Origin of the sequence: Streptomyces sp. NPDC127092 (genome assembly GCF_042722475.1) — a bacterium.
In the GTDB taxonomy this organism is placed as follows: Bacteria; Actinomycetota; Actinomycetes; order Streptomycetales; family Streptomycetaceae; genus Streptomyces.
Genome location: NZ_JBHXFE010000012.1, coordinates 103725 through 127966 on the forward strand (window position 1 = coordinate 103725; position 24242 = coordinate 127966).

The window sequence follows — 24242 nt, forward strand, 5'->3', positions numbered from 1 at the left end:
AACAGGTCCGGACCAGGTCCGGACATGCGACGACCCCCGCCGGGGGGGAGAGCGGGGGTCGTCTCTCCGGCCGACTCGGGGGGGGGAGGAGCCGGTCCGGGTTAGCACGGTCGCGAACGATCCGTGACTTCCATGGTGTACCCGAGAGCCTTCTCAGGCAAACCCACGCGCCCCAGCGTACGCCGAATGGCGGGCACCTATGCTCAGCTCGTGGAAAACCACTCGATGCCGCGCGCAGCCGCCTTCTTTGACCTGGACAAGACGGTCATTGCGAAGTCCTCGACGCTGACCTTCAGCAAGTCCTTCTACCGGGGCGGACTGATCAGTCGCCGTGCCGCACTGCGGACGGCGTACATCCAGTTCGTGTTCCTGATCGGCGGCGCCGATCACGACCAGATGGAGCGGATGCGCGAATATCTGTCCGCGCTCTGCAAAGGCTGGAACGTCGCCCAGGTCAAGGAGCTCGTGGCCGAGACCCTGCACGCCCTGATCGACCCGCTCATCTACGACGAGGCGGCCTCGCTCATCGAGGACCACCACGCCGCCGGCCGCGACGTCGTGATCGTCTCGACCTCCGGGGCCGAGGTCGTCGAGCCCATCGGCGAGATGCTGGGCGCGGACCGCGTCGTCGCCACCCGCATGGTGGTCGGCGAGGACGGCTGTTTCACGGGTGAGGTGGAGTACTACGCGTACGGCCCGACCAAGGCGGAGGCGGTGAGGGAGCTCGCCGAGTCCGAGGGCTACGACCTGTCCCGCTGCTACGCGTACAGCGACTCGGCGACCGATCTGCCGATGCTGGAAGCGGTGGGCCACCCGTACGCGGTGAACCCCGACCGGGCCCTGCGGCGCGAGGCGACGGCCCGGGACTGGCCGGTCCTCGTCTTCGACCGGCCGGTGCGGCTCAAGCAGCGACTGCCCGAGTTCCGCCTGCCGCCGCGCCCGGCACTCGTCGCCGCGGCGGCCGTGGGCGCGGCGGCCGCCACCGCCGGGCTCGTCTGGTACGCGAGCCGCCGCCGGCAGGCCGCACTGGCGAGGCTCGCGGCCGGGGCCACCGCCTGAACCGCACCCTGAGCCGGCGCCTCACCGGCCGGCGCCCCCGCCGCCCGGCCGGCGCCCCGACCTCGGAACTTGCCACTCGCTTTGCCCGGATTTGAACGGAACGCAAAGAAGCGGAGCCAGGACTTTCGCTTCCTCGCCGACAGGAGTAGAAAGGAATCAGGCCCGCGAGACCTAGGACATCCGAGAGGATCACCTGTTGAGCAGAACGGCCCCACGGACCTGACGCACAGAAACCTGGCACCCACGCGACGTCGACCCTTCGATTAAGGGCCAGCCGCACCAGGCGAAGGGCAAAGTTCCCCGCCTGATGGGCACATATCGAGGACGCTTGGTAACTGGGTGGACGTGCCAGCGGCGGTACCGAAGTCTGGTACCGCCGCAACCCATGTCAGGGGCTTCTCAGGCCGCGCCGCGCTGCAGCGCCTCACAGACGGCCGTCGACTCGCGGACACCCAGCTCCACCGCGCGCCCGCAGTGCGCGATCCAGGCGGCCATGCCGTCCGGCGTCCCCGACAGATAGCCGTCGAAGGCCGCCAGATAGGCCGCCCGCCCCAGCTCCGCGTGACCGACCTCGGCCGGGCAGATCGCCTTCGGGTCGAGACCGCTGCCGATCAGCACGATCCGCTCAGCCGCCCGCGCGATCAGGCCGTTGTGGGAGGTGAAGGGCTGCAGGGCCAGCAGCTCGCCGTGCACCACGGCGGCCGTGACCAGCGCCGGGGCGTTGCCGCCCGCGATGATCAGGTCGGCGAGCCCGTCGAGCCTGCCGGACACCTCGGCCGGGTCCGGCAGCGGCGCCTCGACCAGCGTGTCGTCGACCGGCTCGCCCGCCTGCCGCGGCCGCCCCGTCGAGTCGAGCGGCTCGCCCTCGGCGACCAGGTGCAGCCGGGCGAGCACCCGCAGCGGCGACTGGCGCCAGATGGAGAGCAGCTGTCCGCATTCGGCGGTCAGCCGCAGCGCCGCGCCGACGGTGCGGGCCTCCGGGTCCGCGCCGAAGTCGGTACGTCGGCGGACCTCCTCCAGGGCCCAGTCGGCGCCCGCGAGGGCGGCCGAGCCGCGGGCTCCGCGCAGCGCCGCCTCGGAGGTGATCTCGTTGCTGCGGCGGCGCATCACGCGGTGGCCGTAGACCCGGTCGACGGCCTTGCGTACGGAGTCCACCGAGTCGGCGACGCCCGGCAGGGAGCCGAGGGCGGCCAGGGGGTCAGAGGCGTGCGTACTCATAAGTAGCGAGGCTACGCGCCCACGGCCCGCACCCCACGTTGGAGTGGTCTTCTTCACGCACCTTGACCACGCGCGGCATTCATGCCACTACGCTAGGTGAACATGAAGATCGCTTTCGTAGGGAAGGGCGGCAGCGGCAAGACGACGCTGTCCTCGCTCTTCATCCGCCATCTCGCCGCCGCCGGATCCCCCGTCATGGCGGTCGACGCGGACATCAACCAGCACCTCGGAGCCGCACTCGGCCTCAGCGACGAAGAGGCCTCCGCGCTGCCCGCGATGGGAGCGCACCTGCCGCTGATCAAGGAGTACCTGCGGGGCTCCAATCCGCGGATCGCCTCCGCCGACACGATGATCAAGACGACGCCGCCCGGGGAGGGCTCGCGGCTGCTCAGGGTCCGTGAGGACAACCCGGTGTACGAGGCCTGCGCACGGCCCGTACGGCTCGACGACGGCGAGCTGCGGCTGATGGCGACGGGCCCGTTCACGGAGTCCGACCTCGGTGTGGCCTGCTACCACTCCAAGGTCGGCGCGGTGGAGCTGTGCCTGAACCACCTGGTGGACGGGCCGGACGAATACGTGGTGGTCGACATGACGGCCGGCTCGGACTCCTTCGCCTCCGGCATGTTCACCCGCTTCGACATGACGTTCCTGGTGGCCGAGCCGACCCGCAAGGGCGTCTCCGTCTACCGCCAGTACAAGGAGTACGCGCGGGACTTCGGAGTCGCCCTGAAGGTCGTCGGCAACAAGGTGCAGGGCGCGGACGACGTCGACTTCCTGCGCTCCGAGGTCGGCGAGGACCTGCTGGTGACGGTCGGCCACTCGGACTGGGTCCGTTCCATGGAGAAGGGCCGCCCGCCCCGCTTCGATCTCCTCGAGGCGGCCAACCGCACGGCCCTGCAGACCCTCCAGAACGCGGCGGACGACTCGTACGCCCACCGCGACTGGGAGCGCTACACGCACCAGATGGTCCACTTCCACCTGCGGAACGCGGAGAGCTGGGGCAACGCCAAGACGGGGGCCGACCTGGCGGCGCAGGTCGACCCCGGCTTCGTCCTGGACGAACGCCTGGCCGTCCCCCAGCCCAGCTGACGGCACGGGCCGGGGCTCAGCGCCGTTCGGTCGGCCTGGCCCCGGCCGCCGGGGCCGCCGCCGATCCGGCCGGAAGGGCGGGCTGCGGGGCGAGGAAGGACTTCCAGCCGGCCGGCGGGGCCTCGCCGACCTTCAGGGTGCGGAGCCTGGCGAGGACGTCCGGGTCCTGGGCGTCGAGCCAGTCGGCGAGCTGGCGGAAGGAGACGCACTTGACGTCCTTCTGCACGCAGACCGTGGCGATGGTCTGCTCGATGGCGCGCATGTAGGTGCCGCCGTTCCAGGACTCGAAGTGGTTGCCGATGATCAGCGGCGCCCGGTTGCCCCGGTAGGAGCGCTCGAAGGCCTGCACCAGTCCGTCGCGCATCTGGTTGCCCCAGAACTCGTGCATCGACGGGTCGCCCTTCGTCGTGCCGGACTGGTTGACGAGGAAGTTGTAGTCCATCGACAGCGTCTGGAAGGCACGGCCGGGCACCGGGACGAGCTGCATCGACAGGTCCCACAGGCCCTGGTCCTTCTTGGGCCAGATCTGGTCGTTGACGCCGCTGGTGTCGTAGCGGAAGCCCATCTGCGCCGCCGCCCGGACGAAGTTCTTCCGGCCCTCCAGGCACGGCGTACGGGCGCCGACCAGCTCCTTGTCGTAGTCGAACGGCAGCGGCTTCTCCGCCTTCAGACCGGCGTTGGTCTTCCAGTTCTTGACGAAGGACTTGGCCTGGTTGATCTCGCTCTTCCACTCCTCGACCGACCAGGTGCCGACACCGCCCTCCTTGCCGCAGAAGTGGCCGTTGAAGTGGGTGCCGATCTCGTTGCCCTCCTCCCACGCGCCACGCAGTTCGCGCACGGTGTCGCGGATGCCCTCCACGTCGTTGAAGCCGATGTCCGAGCGGCCTGGGGAGTGCTTCGGCGGGTCGTACAGCTCGCGCTTGTCCTCCGGCAGCAGGTACACCCCGCTGAGGAAGTACGTCATGGTCGCGCCGTACTGCCGGCCCACCTTGCGGAAGTGCGAGAACAGCCGCTGGCTGTCCTCGCCGGCACCGTCCCAGGAGAACACCACGAACTGCGGCGGTTCCTGACCGGGCTTCAGGCGCTGCCAGGTCGGCTGGTGGGGCTGCCGTCCGGTGAAGGCGGTGGAGCCGTCGCCGATCAGCCGTACCGCGGCCTGCGGGGCCGCGGCCGGTTCCTTCTTCGCCCCCGCGCCCGGCGCCCCGCCGGGGGCGGAACCGCCGGAGCCCGAGCAGCCGGCGAGCCCGGCCGCGAGGGCGACGGCGAGCGCGCCGACGGCGAACGCCCTCTTCTGGACAGTGGTCCTTCTCCCGGCGGCTGACATCCGCCCACCTCTCCTCGGTCTGCGTCCTCGGTTGCCTCGTGCGGTGCGTCCCGGATTGCGCCGTGCGGCGGGTCCCGGGTTGCGCGGTCGCCCGCCTGCCCCTTCGCACGGTTCCTCGGATTTCCGTACAAGCGGCGTCAACGTCGCACCACGGCGGCCGGAGAGCGGCAACGACAAGCGGCATGGCTACGTTCTGTCACCGGATCCGGTGAATCCTTGCCCCGTTTGCCCCGAAAATAATGCCGGAGTCTTTACTCTCCATTACTCTTCATTTACTGAGCGTTGATGATCAACGGTCGACAACGCCCGATGGCCCCGCCGCTGCACCCCGCATGAGCCGCGACCGCGCTGCCCCCGGAGGAGACGGGACATGACTCTCACCACCCCTGCCCGCACGACCAACCGACCCCGCGTCCAGCGGCCCCACAGTCCGCCGGAAAGCCCCCGACGCCGCTTCCGGCTGGACGGCGCGGACCTCTCAGCGTCCGTGGCCGTCTTCCTGATCGCGCTGCCGCTCTCCCTCGGCATCGCGCTCGCCACCGGCGCCCCGCTGCAGGCGGGCCTGGTGGCCGCCGCCGTCGGCGGCATCGTCGCCGGACGCCTCGGCGGCTCCCCGCTCCAGGTCAGCGGCCCGGCCGCCGGACTGACCGTGGTCACCGCCGAGTTGATCCAGCTCTACGGCTGGCGCACGACCTGCGCCATCACGGTGCTCGCCGGACTCGCCCAGCTCGGCCTCGCCGCCCTCAAGGTGGCCCGCTCCGCCCTCGCCGTGTCGCCCGCGATCGTGCACGGGATGCTGGCCGGCATCGGCGTGACCATCGCTCTCGCCCAGCTGCACATCGTGCTCGGCGGCAGCCCCCAGAGCTCCGCCGTCGACAACGCGCTCGGCCTGCCCGCCCAGCTCGCGGACACCTCGCCCGCCGCGCTCGTCGTCAGCGCCCTCACCGTCGGCCTGCTCCTGCTCTGGCCGCGCCTGCCCGGCCGTACGGGCCGGCTGCTGCGCACGGCTCCCGCCGCGCTCGTCGCCGTGGCCGCCGCCACTGCCGTCGCGACACTCGCCGGGTTCGACGTGCCGCGGGTCGACCTGCCCTCCTGGAGCAGCCACGCGCTGCCCGGCCTCCCCGAAGGGCCCTTCCTCGGGATCGCGGCCGGGGTGCTCACCATCACGCTGGTGACCAGCGTGCAGTCACTGCTGTCCGCCGTCGCCGTCGACAAACTGGCGGCGAAGCGCGCCGCCGACACCGGCGCGGCCGCGGTCCCCCGCTCGCGGCTCGACCGCGAACTCGCGGGCCAGGGCGCGGCGAACGTGGTGTCCGGGGCTCTCGGCGGCCTGCCGGTGGCCGGGGTCGCGGTGCGCAGCGTCGCGAACGTCTCGGCCGGAGCCGTCAGCCGCAACTCGTCGATACTGCACGGCGTGTGGATCGTGCTCGCGGCCCTGTTCCTCGTCCCGGTCCTCGACCTCATCCCGCTGCCCGCGCTCGCCGCCCTCGTCATGGTCGTCGGCATCCAGATGGTCAGCATCACGCACATCCGCACGGTCACCCGTCACCGTGAAGCGCTGGTGTACGTCGTGACGCTGGCGGGCGTGGTGTTCGTCGGCCTCCTGGAAGGGGTCGGTCTCGGGATCGCGGTGGCGGTCGCCGTCGCTCTGCACCGCCTCGCCCGTACCCGGATCACCCGGGAGGAGGAGGACGGGCGCCATCTGATCCGGATCCGCGGCCAGTTGACCTTCCTCGCCGTGCCGCGGCTGAGCCGGGCCCTGCACCAGATCCCGCCGGGCGCCGCCGTGGTGGTGGAGCTGGACGGCTCCTTCATGGACCACGCGGCGTACGAGGCGCTGCACGACTGGCAGGCCGCGCATCTGGCCCGTGGCGGCACGGTGGAGACGACCGGGCCGTCCGGCGGCCGGATCGCCGACACCCTGCCCGAGGCCGCGTCCGCGCGGGACCACGGGTCCCACTCCTGCTGCAGGCCCTGGACGCCGTGGCGCAACCACCAGTGCGGCGAGCAGCCGGCCGACGAGACCCGGCACACGACCGGTCACCGGCTGGCGAGCGGCATCGGCGCGTTCCAGCGGGATACCGCGCCGCTGGTCAGGGACGAGCTGGCGCGGCTCGCCCGGGAAGGCCAGAGACCCTCGCAGCTCTTCCTGACCTGTGCCGACTCCCGCCTGGTCACCAGCATGATCACGTCGAGCGGCCCCGGTGACCTGTTCACCGTGCGCAATGTGGGCAATCTCGTGCCCCTGCCGGGCGAGGAGAGCGGGGACGACTCGGTGGCGGCGGCGATCGAGTACGCGGTGGAGGTGCTGCGGGTCGAGTCGATCACGGTCTGCGGACACTCCGGCTGTGGCGCGATGCAGGCCCTGCTGAACAGCGGCCCGGACGACCCGCCGAGCCCGCTGCGGCGCTGGCTGCGGCACGGCCGGCCGAGCCTGGAGCGGATGGCGAGCCGCCGGCACGCCTGGGCCAGGATCTCCGGGCGGCTGCCGGCCGACGCGGTCGAGCAGCTCTGTCTGACCAACGTGGTGCAGCAGTTGGAGCATCTGCGGGCGTACGAGTCGGTGGCGCGGCGGCTCGCGGAAGGGACGCTGACCCTGCACGGGATGTACTTCCAAGTGGGCGAGGCGCAGGCCTATCTGCTGGCCGGGACGGACGAGGTGCACAGCTACGACGACGTCTTCAACCACGTGCCGCCCGCGGCCGTGTCACCCGCCGTGGCACCCGCCGTGGCACCCGCGGCCGTGGCACCGGAGGCGTACCCGAGGGTCCGGCAGGCCGCTCGCGCGTCCTGAACCTTTCCTTCCGTTCGTCCGTGCCAGTGTGTGACCCCTCGCTCCCTCCCGCTCGGGGAGAGAGGGGTCACCTCCGCATGTCATCCCACAGGTCTAAACCAATTGCCCGGAGGCTCTTGTCACCCGGGCATCCGCCTGATGAGCTATGACGCGGGACACACAGGCACATAAGACGCCCTGGGAAAGGGAGAAGTCGTGAGCAACGAATCCTTGGCCAATCTGCTCAAGGAAGAGCGCCGCTTCGCGCCGCCCGCCGAACTGGCCGCGCACGCCAATGTGACGGCGGAGGCGTACGAGCAGGCCAGGGCGGACAGGCTGGGCTTCTGGGCCGAGCAGGCGAGGCGGCTCACCTGGGCCACCGAGCCGACCGAGACCCTCGACTGGTCGAACCCGCCCTTCGCCAAGTGGTTCGCCGACGGTGAGCTGAACGTCGCGTACAACTGCGTGGACCGCCACGTCGAGGCGGGCAACGGCGACCGGGTCGCCATCCACTTCGAGGGCGAGCCCGGCGACAGCCGCGCGATCACCTACGCCGAGCTCAAGGACGAGGTCTCCAAGGCCGCCAACGCCCTGACCGAGCTGGGCGTCCGCAAGGGCGACCGGGTGGCGGTCTACCTGCCGATGATCCCCGAGGCCGCGATCACCATGCTGGCCTGCGCCCGCATCGGCGCCGCCCACTCGGTGGTCTTCGGCGGCTTCTCGGCCGACGCCGTCGCCTCCCGCATCCAGGACGCGGACGCCAAGCTGGTCGTCACCGCCGACGGCGGCTACCGCCGCGGCAAGCCCTCCGCGCTCAAGCCCGCCATCGACGAGGCCGTCGCCCGCTGCCCGCAGGTCGAGCACGTCCTCGTGGTCCGCCGCACCGGGCAGGACACCGCCTTCACCGAGGGCCGCGACGTGTGGTGGGACGACATCGTCGCCCGCCAGTCCACCGAGCACACCCCGGAGCCGTTCGAGGCCGAGCACCCGCTCTTCATCCTCTACACCTCCGGCACCACGGGTAAGCCGAAGGGCATCCTGCACACCTCCGGCGGCTACCTCACCCAGGCCGCGTACACCCACCAGGCCGTCTTCGACCTCAAGCCGGAGACCGACGTCTACTGGTGCACCGCCGACATCGGCTGGGTCACCGGCCACTCGTACATCGTGTACGGGCCGCTGGCCAACGGTGCGACCCAGGTCATGTACGAGGGCACCCCGGACACCCCGCACCAGGGCCGGTTCTGGGAGATCGTCCAGAAGTACGGCGTCACCATCCTCTACACGGCGCCGACCGCGATCCGCACGTTCATGAAGTGGGGCGACGACATCCCCGCCAAGTTCGACCTGTCGTCGCTGCGCGTCCTCGGCTCCGTCGGCGAGCCGATCAACCCGGAGGCCTGGATCTGGTACCGGGAGCACATCGGCGCCAACAAGTGCCCGATCGTGGACACCTGGTGGCAGACCGAGACCGGCGCGATGATGATCTCCCCGCTGCCCGGTGTCACCGAGACCAAGCCCGGCTCGGCGCAGCGCCCGCTGCCCGGCATCTCGGCCACCGTCGTCGACGACGAGGCGAACGAGGTCCGGAACGGGGGCGGCGGCTACCTGGTGCTGACCGAGCCGTGGCCGTCGATGCTCCGCACCATCTGGGGCGACGACCAGCGCTTCATCGACACCTACTGGTCCCGCTTCGAGGGCAAGTACTTCGCCGGCGACGGCGCGAAGAAGGACGACGACGGCGACATCTGGCTGCTCGGCCGGGTCGACGACGTCATGCTCGTCTCGGGTCACAACATCTCCACCACCGAGGTCGAGTCCGCGCTGGTCTCCCACCCGTCCGTCGCCGAGGCGGCGGTCGTCGGCGCCGCCGACGAGACCACCGGCCAGGCGATCGTTGCCTTCGTGATCCTGCGCGGTACGGCCAGCGAGGACGAAGGACTGGTCGCCGAGCTGCGCAACCACGTCGGCGCGACCCTCGGCCCGATCGCCAAGCCGAAGCGGATCCTGCCGGTGGCCGAGCTGCCCAAGACCCGCTCCGGCAAGATCATGCGTCGCCTGCTGCGCGACGTCGCCGAGAACCGCGAGCTGGGCGACGTCACGACGCTGACGGACTCGTCGGTCATGGACCTCATCCAGACCAAGCTGCCGGCCGCGTCCAGCGAGGACTGAGCAGCCGAAAAGCGCAGGTGAAAGCGCCCGTCCCGGACTCCGGGGCGGGCGCTTCCGCATGCCCGGAAAGTTGTCCACAGGCGGTTGTCCACAGGGGGTGCCGGTGTCCGGCTATGCACCTAAAGTGAAGATCACCAGGCACCGCCGGGCATCTTTAGGTAAAGTAAGGATCGCGTCAGCGACGCGTCAGGAAAACCGAGGTGCGCCGGGAAGTCTGGTCGGCATGTGCTCTGTGCTGCCCACCGACCGGAGGTCCACACCGTGACCGCGCCCACGCCCACCGACCGCAGGTTCCTCGGACGTCTGAGCCTGCCCGAGCGCCGGTTCGTCGCCGACGCCCTGCGCACCGAGACCGTCGGCGGCGTGCTCCTCCTGGTCGCCGCCGTCGTCGCCCTCGTCTGGGCCAACACGCCCCTCAAGGACAGCTACGCGACGATACGGGACTTCCACATCGGACCGGCCGCCCTCGGCCTCGACCTGTCGATCCAGCACTGGGCCGCCGACGGTCTGCTCGCGATCTTCTTCTTCGTCGCCGGCATCGAGCTCAAGCGCGAGCTGGTCGCGGGCGAGCTCCGCGACCCCAAGGCCGCCGCCCTGCCCGTCGCCGCGGCCATATGCGGCATGGCGGCGCCCGCCCTGGTCTACACGCTGGTCAACACCCTCGGCGACGGCAGCATGGACGGCTGGGCCGTGCCCACCGCCACCGACATCGCCTTCGCGCTCGCGGTCCTGGCCGTGATCGGCACCTCGCTGCCCTCGGCGCTGCGGGCCTTCCTGCTCACCCTCGCCGTCGTCGACGACCTGTTCGCCATCCTCATCATCGCGATCTTCTTCACCGGCGACCTCAACTTCGCCGCTCTCGGAGGCGCCTTGGCCGGCCTCGCGGTCTTCTGGCTGCTGCTGCGCAAGGGCGTCCGTGGCTGGTACGTCTACGTGCCGCTGGCCCTGGTCATCTGGGGTCTGATGTACAACAGCGGCGTCCACGCCACCATCGCCGGCGTCGCCATGGGCCTGATGCTGCGCTGCACCACCCGGGACGGCGAGGAGCACTCCCCCGGCGAGCACATCGAGCACCTGGTCCGCCCGATATCCGCAGGCCTCGCGGTGCCGCTGTTCGCGCTGTTCTCGGCCGGGGTCGCCATCTCCGGCGGGGCGATCGGCAACGTGTTCACCCAGCCCGTCACCCTCGGCGTGGTCCTCGGACTCGTCGTCGGCAAGGCGATCGGCATCTTCGGCGGCACCTGGCTCACCGCCCGCTTCACCAAGGCCGAGCTCAACCCCGACCTGGCCTGGGCGGACGTCTTCGCCGTCGCGACCCTCGCCGGCATCGGCTTCACCGTCTCGCTGCTCATCGGCGAACTGGCCTTCGCCGGCGACGCCGCCCTCACGGACGAGGTCAAGGCCGCCGTCCTGGTCGGCTCGCTCATAGCCGCCGTGCTCGCCTCCGTGCTGCTGAAGCTGCGGGTGCGCAAGTACCAGGCGCTGTGCGCGGAGGAGGAGCGTGACGAGGACCAGGACGGCATTCCCGACATCTACGAGGAGCACATGCCGGAGTACCACCTGCGGATGGCCGACATCTACGAGCGGAAGGCCGCGGAGCACAGAGAGCGCGCCCGACTGGCGGGGGCATCGCGCGGGGAGGCCGACCGTCCGGCATGATCTGAGGGCAGACGACACAGGAGAAGAGGGAGCAGCCATGAGCGACCCGTTCGACGGAACCGAGCGCAGCCTCGGCCAGCTGGTCGCCTCGGCGACAGCCGAGATGTCCGCCCTGGTGCACGACGAGATCGCCCTCGCCAAGGCGGAGATCCGTCAGGACGTCAAGCGCGGTGCGATCGGCAGCGCCGCCGGCATCGCCGCCGGCGTGGTGCTGTTGTTCTCCCTGCCGATGCTGAGCTTCGCGCTCGCCTACGCCATCAACACCTGGACCGGCGGGCACAACGGCAACGGCGGCTGGAACATGGTCTGGTGCTTCCTGCTGTCCTTCGCGGCCAACGTGCTGCTCGCCGGTCTGCTCGGCCTGCTCGCCTACGCGAAGTTCCGCAAGGTCAAGAAGCCGGAGAAGTCCATCGCCTCGGCCAAGCAGACCGCGGCGATCATGCAGAACGTCAAGCCGCACCCGCGCCCCGCGGCCGACGCGGCCCGAGTCGCCCTGGCCAAGGGCGAGACTGTGGCACGCTCGTCCGCATGACCGTCCCAGAGAGCAGCAGCGCCAACGGCGGAAGCCCCGTACGCATCGACGGGCCGTGGACCCACCGCGACGTCGCGGCCAACGGCGCCCGCTTCCACATCGCCGAGATGGGCGACGGCCCGCTGGTGCTGCTGCTGCACGGCTTCCCGCAGTTCTGGTGGACCTGGCGCCACCAGCTGCCCGCGCTCGCCGACGCCGGCTTCCGGGCCGTGGCCATGGACCTGCGCGGGGTCGGCGGGAGCGACCGCACACCCCGCGGTTACGACCCGGCCAACCTGGCCCTCGACATCACCGGCGTGATCCGCTCGCTCGGCGAGCCGGACGCGGCGCTCGTCGGCCACGACCTGGGCGGCTACCTCGCCTGGACGGCGGCGGTGATGCGGCCCAAGCTCGTGCGCAGGCTCGTGGTCTCCTCGATGCCGCACCCGCGCCGCTGGCGCTCGGCGATGCTGTCCGACTTCGCCCAGACCCGCGCAGGCTCCTTCGTGTGGGGCTTCCAGCGCCCGTGGATCCCGGAGCGTCAGCTCGTGGCCGACGAGGCGGCACTCGTGGGCAGGCTGATCCAGGACTGGTCGGGCCCGCATCCCCGCTCGGCCGCCGACGAGGAGGCCCTGGCCGTCTACCGGCGGGCGATGTGCATCCCGTCGACCGCGCACTGCTCCATCGAGCCGTACCGCTGGATGGTGCGTTCCCTGGCGCGCCCGGACGGCATCCAGTTCAACCGGCGCATGAAGCGGCCGGTGCGGGTGCCCACGCTGCATCTGCACGGCTCGCTCGACCCGGTGATGCGGACGCGCAGCGCGGCCGGCTCCGGGGAGTACGTGGAGGCTCCCTACCGCTGGCGGCTGTTCGACGGGCTCGGGCACTTCCCCCACGAGGAGGACCCGGTGGCGTTCACCACGGAGCTCGTCAACTGGCTGAAGGACCCCGAGCCGGACCGCTGACGGCCCGTCGCCCGGCCGTGGTGGCCACCGGCGCACAGGCGTCCCTCGAACTGCCATGTGCCTCGCGCATACGCCAATTGGCGGGCCCCGGGGCGGTTACCGACCTTGGGCCCCGGGCAGACGTCCGGGTATGGGCTGGACGCACGACTACGGTGACACAGCACGCGACCGCCGCTCGATCGGCGGATCCGACGCCCCGGAGCGGGGCGGCACGCAGGACCAGGGCTACCCGCACCCGGCGCGGGACGTGGGGATCTCCCGCATCCTCCGCCGCCGGGCCCGCTGGGTGTCGGCCCGGCTGCGGCACACCCGTACATAGCCGTACACAGCCCGTACGCGGGCGGTCCTGAGGACGCCGCCAAAGCCGCGCGCTGCCGTAAGAGCCGCGCGCTGCCGTCAGAGGGCGCAGCCCTGGCTGTCGACCTGCTGGTTGGCGGCGCGGCCGCGGAGGATGTCCTCCTGGATCTCGTCGACCGTCAGCGCGTAGCCGGTGTTGGCGTCGTCGAGCGAGCGGGCGAAGATCACGCCGTAGACCTTGCCGTCCGCGGTGAGCAGCGGGCCGCCGGAGTTGCCCTGACGGACCGTCGCGTACAGGGAGTACACGTCCCTGCGCACCTCGCCGCGGTGGTAGATGTCGGGGCCCTTGGCGGCGATCCGGCCGCGGACGCGCGCCGAACGGACGTCGTACGAGCCGTTCTCCGGGAAGCCGGCCACGATGGCGTCGTCGCCGCTGCGGGCGTCCTGGTCGGTGAACTGGAGCGGCGTGGCGTGCAGGCCGGGCACGTCGAGGACGGCGATGTCGCGCTTCCAGTCGTAGAGCACGACCTTGGCGTCGTAGAGCTTGCCCTCGCCGCCTATCTGCACGGTCGGCTCGTCGACGCCGCCGACGACATGGGCGTTGGTCATGACCCGGCGCTCGGCGAACACGAAGCCGGTGCCTTCCAGGACCTTGCCGCAGCTGGGCGCGGTGCCGACGACCTTGACGATGGAGCGCTGGGCGCGGGCGGCGACGGGGCTGCCGGCGAGCGCCGGGTCGGGCGCCCGGACCTCGGTGATGGGCTCGTTGGCGAAGGGGCTGAAGACCTGTGGGAAGCCGTTCTGGGCGAGCGCTGAGGTGAAGTCGTCGAACCAGCTCGGCGCCTGATCCGGCATCACCTGGGAGATGCCGAGCAGCACCTTGGAGCTGCGGACCTCCTTGCCCACGGTGGGCATCGCGGTGCGGGCCAGTGCAGAACCGATCAGCCACGCGACCAGGAGCATGGCCACCACGTTGACCAGGGCGCCGCCGGTGGCGTCCAGGGCCCGCGCGGGAGTCCACGTGATGTGCCGGCGCAGCCTGTTCCCGAGGTGGGTGGTGAAGGCCTGGCCGACGGAGGCGCTGACGATGACCACCATCACGAAGACGACCGTCGCCGTCGTGGTGACCTCGCTGTGGTCGGTCAGCTGGTTCCAGATGACCGGCAGCAGCAGGACGGCGACGAGGCCGCCCCCGAGGAAGCCGATCACCGAGAGGATGCCGACAACGAAACCCTGACGGTAACCGATGATCGCGAACCACACGGCGGCGAGCAGCAACAGGATGTCCAGCACGTTCACCGTCAATAGCCTCGCAGATTCGTCATCGGTCGCCCCGGGGCCAGCCTGTCATGACCTCCAGTCCAGCGGGACCCGCTTGGACCGGTCCCAGGGGCGCTCCCAGCCCGCGAAATGAAGGATGCGGTCGATCACTCCGGCCGTAAAACCCCAGACCAGAGCCGATTCGACGAGGAACGCGGGGCCGCGGTGACCGCTGGGGTGGACCGCGGTGGCACGGTTCTCGGGATCCGTGAGATCCGCCACGGGGACGGTGAAGACCCGGGCGGTCTCGGCGGGGTCGACGACCCCGACGGGGCTGGGCGTGCGCCACCAGCCGAGCACGGGCGTGACGACGAAGCCGCTCACCGGGATGTAGAGCCGGGGCAGGACGCCGAAGAGCTGGACGCCGGCCGGGTCGAGGCCGGTCTCCTCGCGGGACTCGCGCAGCGCGGTCCGCAGCAGCCCGCCGGCGGCCGGGTCGCCGTCCTCGGGGTCGAGGGCGCCGCCGGGGAAGGAGGGCTGCCCCGCGTGCGAGCGGAGGCTGCCGGAGCGCTCCATCAGCAGCAATTCGGGCCCGCGCGCGCCCTCGCCGAAGAGGATGAGGACGGCGGACTGCCGCCCCGCGCCGTCCGCGGGCGGCAGGAAGCGGCTGAGCTGCTCCGGCTCGACCGTGCGGGCCGCTCGGTCGACCGGCGCCAGCCAGTCGGGCAGCCCCTCACGGCTGAGCAGGCCGCCCGACCCGTGGACCTCTTCGTCAGTGCGCGTCATCGGCACCCCCGTCTTTCACACCCGTGTTTCACAACGCGGTCGGAGTCTCGGATCGTTCCCTCAAGGCGTGGCGCCCAGCGGCGGCGCGGGACGGCCGGGGTAGTCGGGCGGCGGGTTGAGCCGCTGTCCGGGGAAGCCGCCCTTCTCGTACTTCAGGAGCTTCTTCGCCTTCTCCGGGTCGGTCTCGCCTTCGCCGTACGCCGGGCAGAGGTGCGTGATCGGGCAGGCGCCGCACGCGGGCTTACGGGCGTGGCAGATGCGTCGGCCGTGGAAGATCACCCGGTGCGAGAGCATCGTCCAGTCGCTCTTGGGGAAGATCTCGGCGACCTCCGCCTCGATCTTCACCGGGTCGTCGGACTCGGTCCACTTCCAGCGGCGGGCCAGCCGCATGAAGTGGGTGTCGACGGTGATGCCCGGCACCCCGAAGGCGTTGCCGAGGACGACGAAGGCCGTCTTGCGGCCCACGCCGGGCAGCTTGACCAGGTCCTCCAGGCGGCCGGGCACCTCGCCGCCGAATTCGTCCCGGAGGGCGGTGGCCAGGCCCATGATCGACTTGGTCTTGGCGCGGAAGAAGCCGGTCGGCCGGATCAGCTCCTCGACCTCCTCGGGGACGGCCGCGGCCAGGTCCTCCGGGGTCGGGTACTTCGCGAAGAGGGCGGGCGTGGTCTGGTTGACCCGGAGGTCCGTGGTCTGGGCGGAGAGGACCGTGGCGACCAGGAGCTCGAAGGGGTTGCGGAAGTCGAGCTCGGGATGGGCGTACGGATAGACGTCGGCGAGCTCCCGGTTGATCTTGCGGGCCCGCCGGACCATGGCGAGATGCGACTCGGGCTTGGCGGCCTTCTTGGGGGCGGCCTTCGCGGAGACGGCCTTCTTGGAGGCGGCCTTCGCGGGGACGGCGCTCTTGGCGGTCTTCTTGGGGGCGGCCTTCGCGGGGACGGCGCTCTTGGCGGCGGTCTTCTTGGAGCCGGTCTGCTCGGAGGCGGTCTTGGCTGTGGTCTTGGCTGCGCTCTTGGCGGCGGTCTTCTTGGACGCGGCCTTCTTCGCGCCGGCCGACGTCGGCGTCGCCGTGCCAGGGCTCGCGCTCTGCGTCCCGATCTCCCCCGTCAGGGGGCGTTTCGTCGCTTTCGTCTGTTTCGACACACCGTGTTCGCCCACAGCGGAATTCACTTCGTCCCGCACTCTTCCAGCCCCCTTGGCCTGTGCTCTCACCGGCGAGTTGGACACCCGGCCAGCCTAGGGGCCGCCGCCGACATCCGCCCCGTGCGGACCCGATCACGACCCAATCGGGCCCCTGACGTACGGAAAGGCCGTCCGGTGAGTCAAACTTGTTGTGATTGATCGCACTGAGGTCGACATAGGAGAGAACTCGTGGACGACGTTCTGCGGCGCGCCCCGCTGTTCGCGGCGCTCGACGACGAGCAGGCCGCTGAGCTGCGCGCCTCGATGAGTGAGGCGACGCTTGCCCGAGGCGACGCGCTCTTCCACGAGGGCGATCCGGGCGACCGGCTCTACGTGGTCACCGAGGGCAAGGTGAAGCTGCACCGCACCTCGCCCGACGGCCGCGAGAACATGCTGGCGGTCCTCGGCCCCGGCGAGCTGATCGGTGAGCTGTCCCTCTTCGACCCGGGCCCGCGCACCGCCACCGCGACCGCGCTGACCGAGGTCAAGCTGCTCGGCCTCGGCCACGGCGACCTCCAGCCCTGGCTGAACGCCCGCCCGGAGGTGGCCAGCGCCCTGCTCCGCGCCGTCGCCCGCCGCCTGCGCAAGACCAACGACCAGATGTCCGACCTGGTCTTCTCCGACGTCCCGGGCCGTGTCGCCCGCGCGCTCCTCGACCTGTCCCGCCGCTTCGGCGTGCAGTCGGAGGAGGGCATCCACGTCGTCCACGACCTCACCCAGGAAGAGCTGGCCCAGCTGGTCGGCGCCTCCCGCGAGACGGTCAACAAGGCGCTCGCCGACTTCGCCCAGCGCGGCTGGCTGCGCCTGGAGGCCCGCGCCGTGATCCTGCTGGACGTGGAGCGCCTCGCGAAGCGCTCGCGCTGAGCATCACCGCGTACGCCGGCATCCCGTACGCCGGCATCCCGTACGCCGGCACCTCGCACGTACGAGAAGGGGGCCGCCCGGTTCGACCGGGCGGCCCCCTTCCGCGTTCTCGGCCGGGACCAGCCCGGCGTCAGCGTCGGATCAGCGCTTCGAGCCGTCCACGATCAGCGGGTTCGAGCCGCCGCTGCCGCAGGGCACCGCGTAGACCGGGTTCTTCGCCGCGGCCTCCTTGTACGCCTCGATGCACTGGTTCATGAGGACCTTGTCGGTCAGCGAATCGTTGAGGATCTTGTTGGCGCGGGCGATGCCCTCCGCCTCGATGCGGCGCCGGTCGGCCTCCGCCTTCGCCGTGCGGGAGGCCTCCAGGGCCCGCTCGGTGGCCTGCTGCTGCTGGATCTTGCGGTCGATCTGGCCCTGGAGGGCGTCCGAGGGCTTCACGTTGCGCAGGTTGACGGTGGTGACGTCGATGCCGCGCGGGGCGAGACGCTCCTTGATGAGGCCGGCGATCTCGGCGTTGATCTTCTCGCGGTCGGAGGCGTAGCCCTGCTCGCTCGTGTAGCGGGCGAAGACGTTGCGGACGATCTCGCGGCTGTCCGGGTAGACGAGCCGCTGCTGGATGGCGTCCTCGCTGCCGGCGAGCTTGTAGAGCTCGACCGCCTTGGACGGGTGCACCGCCCACTTCACGGTGACCTCGGCGTACATGACGCCGCCCTGCGAGGAACGGACCTCGACCACGTCCTTGTCGGAGAGGTTGAGGTCGACGGGGCGGGTGGAGAAGGTCGTGACGTTGGTGAACGGCGACTTGATGTGCATGCCGGAGTTCATCGGCGAGCCGACCTTGCCGAAGGCGACCGGGACGCCGACCTCGTACGCGCTGATCACGTACGTCATGCTCACGATCAGTGAGAACACGCCGGCGAGCAGGGCGCCGAGGGCGCCGAGCTTGAGGCCGCGGGTGTCGTTCGCGCGGCCGACGAAGTACAGCACCGCTGCGGCGATGACCAGCAGGATTGCTATGACGAACACGGGATTCCCCCCGAGAGCTACGGCCAGATGTAAGCGGAGCGTAAGACACACGGGGGAGGCGTAAGGTTCCCGGGGTCGCGCTCAGATCAGGCCGCGTTCCTTCAAATAGTCCAGCTGCGCCCGTACGGAGAGCTCCGCGGCCGGCCAGAGCGAGCGGTCCACGTCCGCGTACACGTGGGCCACGACCTCGGGAGCGGTCCGGTAGCCGCTCTCGACGGCCGTCTCGACCTGCGCGAGCCGGTTCGCGCGGTGCGCCAGGTAGAACTCGACGGCGCCCTGGGCATCCTCGAGGACCGGCCCGTGCCCCGGCAGGACGGTGTGGACCCCGTCGTCGGTGGTGAGCGAACGCAGCCGCCGCAGCGAGTCCAGGTACTCGCCGAGCCGCCCGTCGGGGTGGGCCACGATCGTCGTGCCGCGCCCGAGGATCGTGTCCCCGGTCAGCACCGCCCGGTCGGCCGGCAGGTGGAACGACAGCGAGTCAGAGGTGTGACCGGGCGTGGGCACCACCCGCAGCTCGAGCCCGCCGGTGGTGATCACGTCGCCGGCCGCGAGCCCCTCGTCGCCGAGCCGGAGCGCCGGGTCGAGCGCCCGCACCGCGGTCCGGGTCAGCTCGGCGAACCGCGCCGCGCCCTCGGCGTGGTCGGGATGGCCGTGGGTGAGCAGGGTGAGCCCGATCCGCTTGCCGAGCTTCTCGGCGGTCGCCACGACGTTGCGCAGGTGCCCCTCGTCGAGCGGCCCGGGATCGACGACGACGGCGAGGTCGGAGTCCGGTTCGGCGACGATCCAGGTGTTGGTGCCGTCCAGGGTCATCGCGGACGGGTTCGGCGCGAGCACGTTGTACGCGCGCGTGGTGCCCGGTCCGGAGCTCACCGACCCGCGCGGCTGCCCCGGAAGGGCTGCGGCGTCGCTCATGCCGTCCCTCCTTCCGGCCCCGCCGTCGGGATGTGCTTCGTGAACTCGTCGTGGCCCGGCCAGCTCAGGACCAGCCTTTCACCGTCCAGGCGCGCCTGCGCGAGTACGGGAGTCATGTCCTGTTCCCGCGCCGCGGCCAGGGCCTCCTCCGCGCTGCCGTACCGCTCGAGCGCCCGCAGGGTCGAGATGGTGGGCGGCATCATCGTCAGCTCGCCCCGGTCGTACCCGGCCGCGGCGTCCGCCGGGCGGATCCAGACCGTGCGGTCGGCCTCGGTGGAGGCGTTGCGGGTCCGCTGGCCGGCCGGGAGGTCCGCGACGAAGAACCAGGTGTCGTAGCGCCGGGGCTCGAACTCGGGGGTGATCCAGCGGGCCCAGGCGCCCAGCAGGTCCGAGCGGAGCACGAGCCCGCGGCGGTCGAGGAAGTCGGCGAAGGACAGCTCGCGGGCGACGAGCGCCGCACGGTCCTTCTCCCAGTCGTCGCCCGTCGTGTCGCCGACGACCGTGTCCGCGGTCTCCCCGGCGAGCAGGACGCCCGCCTCCTCGTACGTCTCGCGGACGGCGGCGCAGACGACGGCCTGCGCCTGCGCCGGGTCCGCCAGGCCGAGCCGGTCGGCCCACTCCTCCCGGGAGGGGCCCGCCCAGCGCACGGGATGTTCGTCGCGCGGGTCGACGCCACCGCCGGGGTAGGCGTACGCGCCGCCGGCGAAGGCCATGGAGGCGCGGCGACGCAGCATGTGGACGAGGGGGCCGTCCGCGCCGTCCTTCAGGAGGAGCACGGTGGCGGCCCGCTTGGGTGTCGCCGGGACCAGCTCACCGGCGGCGAGGGCGCGGATCCGGTCGGGCCACTCCGGTGGGTACCACTGTCCGTTCGACTGACCATTCGACATGGCCGGATGCTATGCGCAAGCATCGAAATGCACGAGAGCCGGTTCCCTCCAGGTGGGAGGAAACCGGCTCGTCGGCTGTCGTACGGCGCTTCCGCGGCGCGTCGGCGGCATGCCCGAAGCGTGGCCGCGGCGCGGCAACAGCGCTGCCGCGGCGTGCCCGAAGCGTGGCCACACCACTTCTACGGCATCAGGGCCTGCCGGCCCGCGGCGCTCAGGCGGACTCGAGCTCCACCTGGACCTCGACCTCGACCGGCGCGTCCAGCGGGAGGACGGTGACGCCGACGGCGCTGCGGGCGTGCACGCCCTTGTCGCCGAGGACGGCCCCGAGCAGCTCGCTGGCGCCGTTGATGACACCCGGCTGGCCGGTGAAGTCGGGGGCGGAGGCGACGAAGCCGACGACCTTCACGACCCGCTTGATCCGGTCCAGGTCACCGGCGACCGACTTCACGGCCGCGAGCGCGTTGAGCGCGCAGGTGGCGGCGAGCTCCTTGGCCTCCTCGGCCGTCACCTCGGCGCCGACCTTGCCGGTCACCGGCAGCTTGCCCGCCACCATCGGGAGCTGGCCCGAGGTGTAGACGTACACGCCGGACTGCACGGCCGGCTGGTAGGCCGCGATCGGCGGGACGACCTCGGGCAGGGTCAGGCCCAGCTCGGCGATCTTCGCCTCGACGGCTCCGGCCCCGCTCACGAGGACCTCTCCCGCTTCAGGTAGGCCACGAGCTGCTCGGGGTTGTTCGGCCCGGGCACGACCTGGACGAGCTCCCAGCCGTCCTCGCCCCAGGTGTCAAGAATCTGCTTCGTCGCGTGCACCAGCAGCGGCACAGTCGCGTACTCCCACTTGGTCATGAGGCGACTGTAGCCGCTGTCGCGAGGCGCCCCGTTCCCGTAGGGGGCTCATTCAGGGACGCGTCCGGGGCGGCCCTCTGATTGGTCCGGGCCGCCAGTGGTTAGGCTCGAAGACGTGAGCAGGCTCCAGGTCGTCAGCGGCAAGGGCGGTACCGGTAAGACGACGGTCGCCGCCGCACTCGCGCTCGCCCTCGCGACCGAGGGCAAGCGGACCCTCCTCGTCGAGGTGGAGGGCCGGCAGGGCATCGCGCAGCTCTTCGAGACGGAGGCGCTGCCGTACGAGGAGCGGAAGATCGCCGTCGCACCGGGCGGCGGCGAGGTGTTCGCCCTGGCGATCGACGCCGAGCGCGCCCTCCTCGACTACCTCCAGATGTTCTACAAACTGGGCAGCGCGGGCCGGGCCCTGAAGAAGCTCGGCGCGATCGACTTCGCGACGACCATAGCCCCGGGCGTCAGGGACGTCCTGCTGACCGGGAAGGCCTGCGAGGCCGTGCGCCGGCGTGAGAAGCACGGGGGCTTCACCTATGACTACGTGGTGATGGACGCGCCGCCGACCGGCCGCATCACCCGCTTCCTCAACGTCAACGACGAGGTGGCGGGCCTGGCGAGGATCGGGCCGATACACAATCAGGCCCAGGCGATCATGCGCTTCCTGAAGTCGCCGGACACCGCGGTCCATCTGGTGACGCTCCTGGAGGAGATGCCCGTCCAGGAGACCGCCGACGGCATCGCGGAGCTGCGTGACGCCGAACTGCCGGTGGGCCGCGCCATCGTGAACATGGTCCGCCCGCACGTCCTCGACGAGGCGGCGGTACGGGCCGCCTCCGGCGACCACCGGGAGGCCATCGCCGGGACGCTGGCGTCCGTCGGGATCAAGGGCGGCACGAAGCTGGTCGAGCCGCTCCTGGAGCAGGCCGCGGAGCACGCCCAGCGGGTGGAGCTGGAGCGGGCCCAGCGCGAGGCGCTGAACGGGATCGGGGTCCCGACGTTCGAACTCCCCTTCCTGGGGGACGGTGCGGACATCGCCGGCCTCTACCGGCTGGCCAAGGAGCTGCGGAGGCAAGGGGTGGGCGCGTGACGGAGAACGCGACGAGGGAGGCCGCGGCGAAGGAGACCGCGGCCTCGACCGGTCTCGACACGGCGCCCGGTCTGGACACGGCGCCCGGTCTGGAGCTCGACCCGCTGATCGACGACCCGACCACCCGCATCATCGTGTGCTGCGGCGCGGGCGGCGTCGGCAAGACGACGACGGCGGCCGCCCTCGGCGTGCGCGCGGCGGAGCGCGGCCGGCGGGTCGTGGTCCTGACGATCGATCCGGCGCGCCGGCTGGCGCAGTCGATGGGCATCGACTCGCTCGACAACGTGCCGCGCAAGGTGGACGGCATCAAGGGCTGCGACGGCGGCGAGCTGCACGCGATGATGCTCGACATGAAGCGGACCTTCGACGAGATCGTCGAGGCGCACGCGGACGCCGACCGGGCCCGGGCGATCCTGGAGAACCCGTTCTACCAGTCGCTGTCGGCCGGTTTCGCCGGTACGCAGGAGTACATGGCGATGGAGAAGCTGGGCCAGCTCCGGGCCAGGGACGAGTGGGACCTGATCGTGGTCGACACGCCGCCGTCCCGGTCGGCGCTCGACTTCCTGGACGCGCCGAAGCGGCTCGGCTCGTTCCTCGACGGCAAGTTCATCAAGCTGCTGATGGCACCGGCCAAGGTGGGCGGCCGGGCGGGGATGAAGTTCCTCAACGTCGGCATGTCGATGATGACGGGGACGCTGGGGAAGCTGCTCGGCGGTCAGTTCCTCAAGGACGTGCAGACGTTCGTGGCGGCGATGGACACCATGTTCGGCGGTTTCCGGACCCGCGCGGACGCCACGTACAAGCTGCTGCAGGCTCCGGGCACGGCCTTCCTCGTGGTCGCGACGCCGGAGCGGGACGCGCTGCGCGAGGCGGCGTACTTCGTGGAGCGGCTGGCCGCGGAGGACATGCCGCTGGCGGGGCTCGTCCTCAACCGGGTGCACGGCAGCGGCGCCGCCCGGCTGTCGGCCGAGCGGGCGCGGGCCGCCGCGGAAAATCTTGACGAGGGTCGCATTGTGGATCAGGAGCGCGGGAAGACTGCTGGGCGTGGCTCCCGTGCCACCTCTCCCGAGCCGTCAGACCTCGCCACCGCCGCCAGCGCCGCCACCGCACGAGCCGACTCCCCGGTTGCCCCCACAGCCGGCACGGATTCGGAGACCGATCTGCCGGACACGGATCCGCCGAACCCGGATCTGTCGGACACGGATCAGTCGAGCACCGGCATGTCCGCACCGGACATGCCGGACACCGACGCAACGGACACGTACGCAACGGACATCGACGCGCCCAGCAATGACGCACAGGACCCGGCCGCACCCGACGCCGACGTGAAGGAACTCACCGCCGGTCTGCTCCGGCTCCACGCCGAGCGGATGCAGGTGCTCGCGCGTGAGCAGCGCACACGCGACCGCTTCACCGCGCTCCACCCCGAGGTGGCGGTCGCCGAGGTGGCCGCCCTGCCCGGCGATGTGCACGACCTCGACGGGCTGCGGGCCATCGGTGACCGACTCGCGCTCGGCCGCATGCCGTAGCCGACCCGTCGGCCGGGCGGCCGTCAGGGTCGCCCCGCCTGTCGGCGGAGGCACACGGTGCTCACGTGGTGCTCACGCGGCGGGCGAGCGGTGCGCAAGCGATGCGCGGTCAGGCGGCGGGCTAGCCCACCGCCGCGTACGTCTCGTACGTCGCGTCGTCGTCCATCGCCACGGGCAGCAGGCCCGCTCCCCGCTCGTACTCCGTGCGCGCGGTCTCCAGGAGCCGGCGCCACGAGGTGACGGTCGGCCGGCGACGCAGCAGGGCGCGCCGCTCGCGCTCCGTCATACCGCCCCACACGCCGAATTCCACGCGGTTGTCGAGGGCGTCGGCAAGACATTCGGTCCGCACCGGACACCCGGTGCACACCGCCTTCGCCCTGTTCTGCGCCGCGCCCTGCACGAAAAGTTCATCCGGATCGGTAGTGCGGCAGGCCGCCTGCGCACTCCAGTCAGCTACCCAGCCCATACCGGCGCCGTCCTCTCCCGAATCGAGGCTCCCCCACGGCGGTAGCGGCATATTCACCGCTGCCAGTTGGGACGTTACGGAAGGCGGGGACAGCGCAACACCCCCTTCGGGCCCAATCTTGAATGGCCCGAACGGACTATGCGTACGCGTCAGATCACCCAGGGGAGTGACGCCAGGACATCACGGCCATACCGGACATGAGCCCGATTCAGGCATGAAGCCACCGCGCTTCGGGGACGCGGGAATTCACACCTACGTCACGCACGGGTCTTGATGCCGGACCACACTGCTGTGACAGTTGGGAGCAGCTTAGGCCAAGGCATATACGTGTGTCCGGCGAAT

At 71.2% G+C, this 24242-nt stretch carries 22 protein-coding genes; 11 read left to right on the top strand and 11 right to left on the bottom strand.

Annotated features, from left to right (window positions below; genetic code table 11):
* The first annotated feature begins 186 nt into the window (after positions 1-186).
* Positions 187-1059, top strand: coding sequence for an HAD family hydrolase (locus ACFWJO_RS12865; RefSeq protein ID WP_386864744.1), 873 nt, complete (start codon positions 187-189; stop codon positions 1057-1059).
* Positions 1060-1458: 399 nt separating this feature from the next.
* Here ACFWJO_RS12865 and ACFWJO_RS12870 read toward each other — a convergent pair whose 3' ends face one another.
* On the bottom strand, positions 1459-2277 hold the full coding sequence (locus ACFWJO_RS12870; RefSeq protein ID WP_386864745.1) for a Fic family protein: 819 nt from the start codon (positions 2275-2277) through the stop codon (positions 1459-1461).
* Positions 2278-2379: 102 nt separating this feature from the next.
* Here ACFWJO_RS12870 and ACFWJO_RS12875 point away from each other — a divergent pair, with 102 nt between their 5' ends.
* Positions 2380-3366, top strand: a complete 987-nt coding sequence (locus tag ACFWJO_RS12875; RefSeq protein ID WP_384408794.1) for an ATP-binding protein — start codon at positions 2380-2382, stop codon at positions 3364-3366.
* Between the two features lie 16 nt (positions 3367-3382).
* Here ACFWJO_RS12875 and ACFWJO_RS12880 read toward each other — a convergent pair whose 3' ends face one another.
* Positions 3383-4690: a hypothetical protein gene (locus ACFWJO_RS12880; RefSeq protein WP_386864746.1), complete on the bottom strand. Its 1308-nt coding sequence runs from the start codon at positions 4688-4690 to the stop codon at positions 3383-3385.
* Positions 4691-5060: 370 nt separating this feature from the next.
* Between ACFWJO_RS12880 and ACFWJO_RS12885 the strand changes: the two genes are divergently transcribed.
* From ACFWJO_RS12885 to ACFWJO_RS12910, 6 genes are all read left to right on the top strand, one after another.
* Positions 5061-7484, top strand: coding sequence for a bifunctional SulP family inorganic anion transporter/carbonic anhydrase (locus tag ACFWJO_RS12885; protein ID WP_386864747.1), 2424 nt, complete (start codon positions 5061-5063; stop codon positions 7482-7484).
* Between the two features lie 195 nt (positions 7485-7679).
* The gene (acs, locus tag ACFWJO_RS12890; protein WP_386864748.1) at positions 7680-9635 is read left to right on the top strand and encodes an acetate--CoA ligase; all 1956 of its coding nucleotides are present in this window, start codon (positions 7680-7682) and stop codon (positions 9633-9635) included.
* Between the two features lie 261 nt (positions 9636-9896).
* Positions 9897-11294 carry a Na+/H+ antiporter NhaA gene (nhaA, locus tag ACFWJO_RS12895; protein ID WP_386864749.1) on the top strand — a complete coding sequence of 466 codons (1398 nt, stop codon included), beginning with the start codon at positions 9897-9899 and terminating at the stop codon, positions 11292-11294.
* Between the two features lie 37 nt (positions 11295-11331).
* The gene (locus tag ACFWJO_RS12900; RefSeq protein ID WP_386864750.1) at positions 11332-11826 is read left to right on the top strand and encodes a phage holin family protein; all 495 of its coding nucleotides are present in this window, start codon (positions 11332-11334) and stop codon (positions 11824-11826) included.
* Positions 11823-12770 (top strand): alpha/beta fold hydrolase, encoded by a 948-nt coding sequence (locus ACFWJO_RS12905; protein WP_384408808.1) that lies wholly within the window; start codon positions 11823-11825, stop codon positions 12768-12770. Before ACFWJO_RS12900 ends, ACFWJO_RS12905 begins: the two co-directional genes overlap by 4 nt.
* A 130-nt stretch (positions 12771-12900) precedes the next feature.
* Positions 12901-13089, top strand: coding sequence for a hypothetical protein (locus ACFWJO_RS12910; RefSeq protein ID WP_384408810.1), 189 nt, complete (start codon positions 12901-12903; stop codon positions 13087-13089).
* Positions 13090-13166: 77 nt separating this feature from the next.
* Here ACFWJO_RS12910 and ACFWJO_RS12915 read toward each other — a convergent pair whose 3' ends face one another.
* The 3 genes from ACFWJO_RS12915 to nth are packed head-to-tail and all read right to left on the bottom strand — an operon-like array spanning position 13167 to position 16253.
* Positions 13167-14366 carry a MarP family serine protease gene (locus ACFWJO_RS12915; protein ID WP_386864751.1) on the bottom strand — a complete coding sequence of 400 codons (1200 nt, stop codon included), beginning with the start codon at positions 14364-14366 and terminating at the stop codon, positions 13167-13169.
* A 48-nt stretch (positions 14367-14414) separates the two neighbouring features.
* Positions 14415-15113, bottom strand: coding sequence for an NUDIX hydrolase (locus ACFWJO_RS12920; protein ID WP_386864752.1), 699 nt, complete (start codon positions 15111-15113; stop codon positions 14415-14417).
* A 60-nt stretch (positions 15114-15173) separates the two neighbouring features.
* The gene (nth, locus tag ACFWJO_RS12925; RefSeq protein WP_386864753.1) at positions 15174-16253 is read right to left on the bottom strand and encodes an endonuclease III; all 1080 of its coding nucleotides are present in this window, start codon (positions 16251-16253) and stop codon (positions 15174-15176) included.
* Positions 16254-16481: 228 nt separating this feature from the next.
* Here nth and ACFWJO_RS12930 point away from each other — a divergent pair, with 228 nt between their 5' ends.
* Complete coding sequence (locus ACFWJO_RS12930; protein WP_046910193.1) at positions 16482-17156, top strand: Crp/Fnr family transcriptional regulator; 675 nt, start codon at positions 16482-16484, stop codon at positions 17154-17156.
* A 141-nt stretch (positions 17157-17297) separates the two neighbouring features.
* On the opposite strand, the gene ACFWJO_RS12935 is transcribed toward ACFWJO_RS12930, so the two are convergent.
* From ACFWJO_RS12935 to ACFWJO_RS12955, 5 genes are all read right to left on the bottom strand, one after another.
* Positions 17298-18182: a prohibitin family protein gene (locus ACFWJO_RS12935; RefSeq protein ID WP_386864754.1), complete on the bottom strand. Its 885-nt coding sequence runs from the start codon at positions 18180-18182 to the stop codon at positions 17298-17300.
* A gap of 81 nt (positions 18183-18263) precedes the next feature.
* Positions 18264-19094 (bottom strand): MBL fold metallo-hydrolase, encoded by an 831-nt coding sequence (locus ACFWJO_RS12940; RefSeq protein WP_386864755.1) that lies wholly within the window; start codon positions 19092-19094, stop codon positions 18264-18266.
* Positions 19091-19981: an NUDIX hydrolase gene (locus tag ACFWJO_RS12945; RefSeq protein WP_386864756.1), complete on the bottom strand. Its 891-nt coding sequence runs from the start codon at positions 19979-19981 to the stop codon at positions 19091-19093. The genes ACFWJO_RS12940 and ACFWJO_RS12945 overlap by 4 nt, the downstream gene beginning before the upstream one ends.
* A gap of 211 nt (positions 19982-20192) precedes the next feature.
* A complete protein-coding gene (locus tag ACFWJO_RS12950) occupies positions 20193-20669 on the bottom strand; it encodes a RidA family protein (protein WP_265865233.1) in 477 nt (158 codons plus the stop codon).
* Entirely contained in the window at positions 20666-20827 is a 162-nt protein-coding gene (locus ACFWJO_RS12955) for a DUF4177 domain-containing protein (RefSeq protein WP_386864757.1), read from the bottom strand. Before ACFWJO_RS12955 ends, ACFWJO_RS12950 begins: the two co-directional genes overlap by 4 nt.
* Before the next feature lie 115 nt (positions 20828-20942).
* Between ACFWJO_RS12955 and ACFWJO_RS12960 the strand changes: the two genes are divergently transcribed.
* Together ACFWJO_RS12960 and ACFWJO_RS12965 are read left to right on the top strand one after the other, a co-directional pair.
* The gene (locus ACFWJO_RS12960) at positions 20943-21905 is read left to right on the top strand and encodes an ArsA family ATPase (RefSeq protein ID WP_386864758.1); all 963 of its coding nucleotides are present in this window, start codon (positions 20943-20945) and stop codon (positions 21903-21905) included.
* Between the two features lie 71 nt (positions 21906-21976).
* The gene (locus ACFWJO_RS12965; protein WP_386864804.1) at positions 21977-23434 is read left to right on the top strand and encodes an ArsA family ATPase; all 1458 of its coding nucleotides are present in this window, start codon (positions 21977-21979) and stop codon (positions 23432-23434) included.
* A gap of 121 nt (positions 23435-23555) precedes the next feature.
* Here ACFWJO_RS12965 and ACFWJO_RS12970 read toward each other — a convergent pair whose 3' ends face one another.
* Complete coding sequence (locus tag ACFWJO_RS12970; protein WP_046910200.1) at positions 23556-23900, bottom strand: WhiB family transcriptional regulator; 345 nt, start codon at positions 23898-23900, stop codon at positions 23556-23558.
* Positions 23901-24242 lie beyond the last annotated feature (342 nt).

Coding starts and splice junctions, on each gene's coding strand:
- ACFWJO_RS12945 (WP_386864756.1), bottom strand. CDS start 19,981: ATGTCGAATGGTCAGTCGAACGGACAGTGGTACCCACCGGAGTGGCCC.
- ACFWJO_RS12920 (WP_386864752.1), bottom strand. CDS start 15,113: ATGACGCGCACTGACGAAGAGGTCCACGGGTCGGGCGGCCTGCTCAGC.
- ACFWJO_RS12865 (WP_386864744.1), top strand. CDS start 187: ATGGCGGGCACCTATGCTCAGCTCGTGGAAAACCACTCGATGCCGCGC.
- ACFWJO_RS12880 (WP_386864746.1), bottom strand. CDS start 4,690: ATGTCAGCCGCCGGGAGAAGGACCACTGTCCAGAAGAGGGCGTTCGCC.
- ACFWJO_RS12870 (WP_386864745.1), bottom strand. CDS start 2,277: ATGAGTACGCACGCCTCTGACCCCCTGGCCGCCCTCGGCTCCCTGCCG.
- ACFWJO_RS12970 (WP_046910200.1), bottom strand. CDS start 23,900: ATGGGCTGGGTAGCTGACTGGAGTGCGCAGGCGGCCTGCCGCACTACC.
- ACFWJO_RS12885 (WP_386864747.1), top strand. CDS start 5,061: ATGACTCTCACCACCCCTGCCCGCACGACCAACCGACCCCGCGTCCAG.
- ACFWJO_RS12905 (WP_384408808.1), top strand. CDS start 11,823: ATGACCGTCCCAGAGAGCAGCAGCGCCAACGGCGGAAGCCCCGTACGC.
- ACFWJO_RS12875 (WP_384408794.1), top strand. CDS start 2,380: ATGAAGATCGCTTTCGTAGGGAAGGGCGGCAGCGGCAAGACGACGCTG.
- ACFWJO_RS12900 (WP_386864750.1), top strand. CDS start 11,332: ATGAGCGACCCGTTCGACGGAACCGAGCGCAGCCTCGGCCAGCTGGTC.
- ACFWJO_RS12955 (WP_386864757.1), bottom strand. CDS start 20,827: ATGACCAAGTGGGAGTACGCGACTGTGCCGCTGCTGGTGCACGCGACG.
- ACFWJO_RS12910 (WP_384408810.1), top strand. CDS start 12,901: ATGGGCTGGACGCACGACTACGGTGACACAGCACGCGACCGCCGCTCG.
- ACFWJO_RS12940 (WP_386864755.1), bottom strand. CDS start 19,094: ATGAGCGACGCCGCAGCCCTTCCGGGGCAGCCGCGCGGGTCGGTGAGC.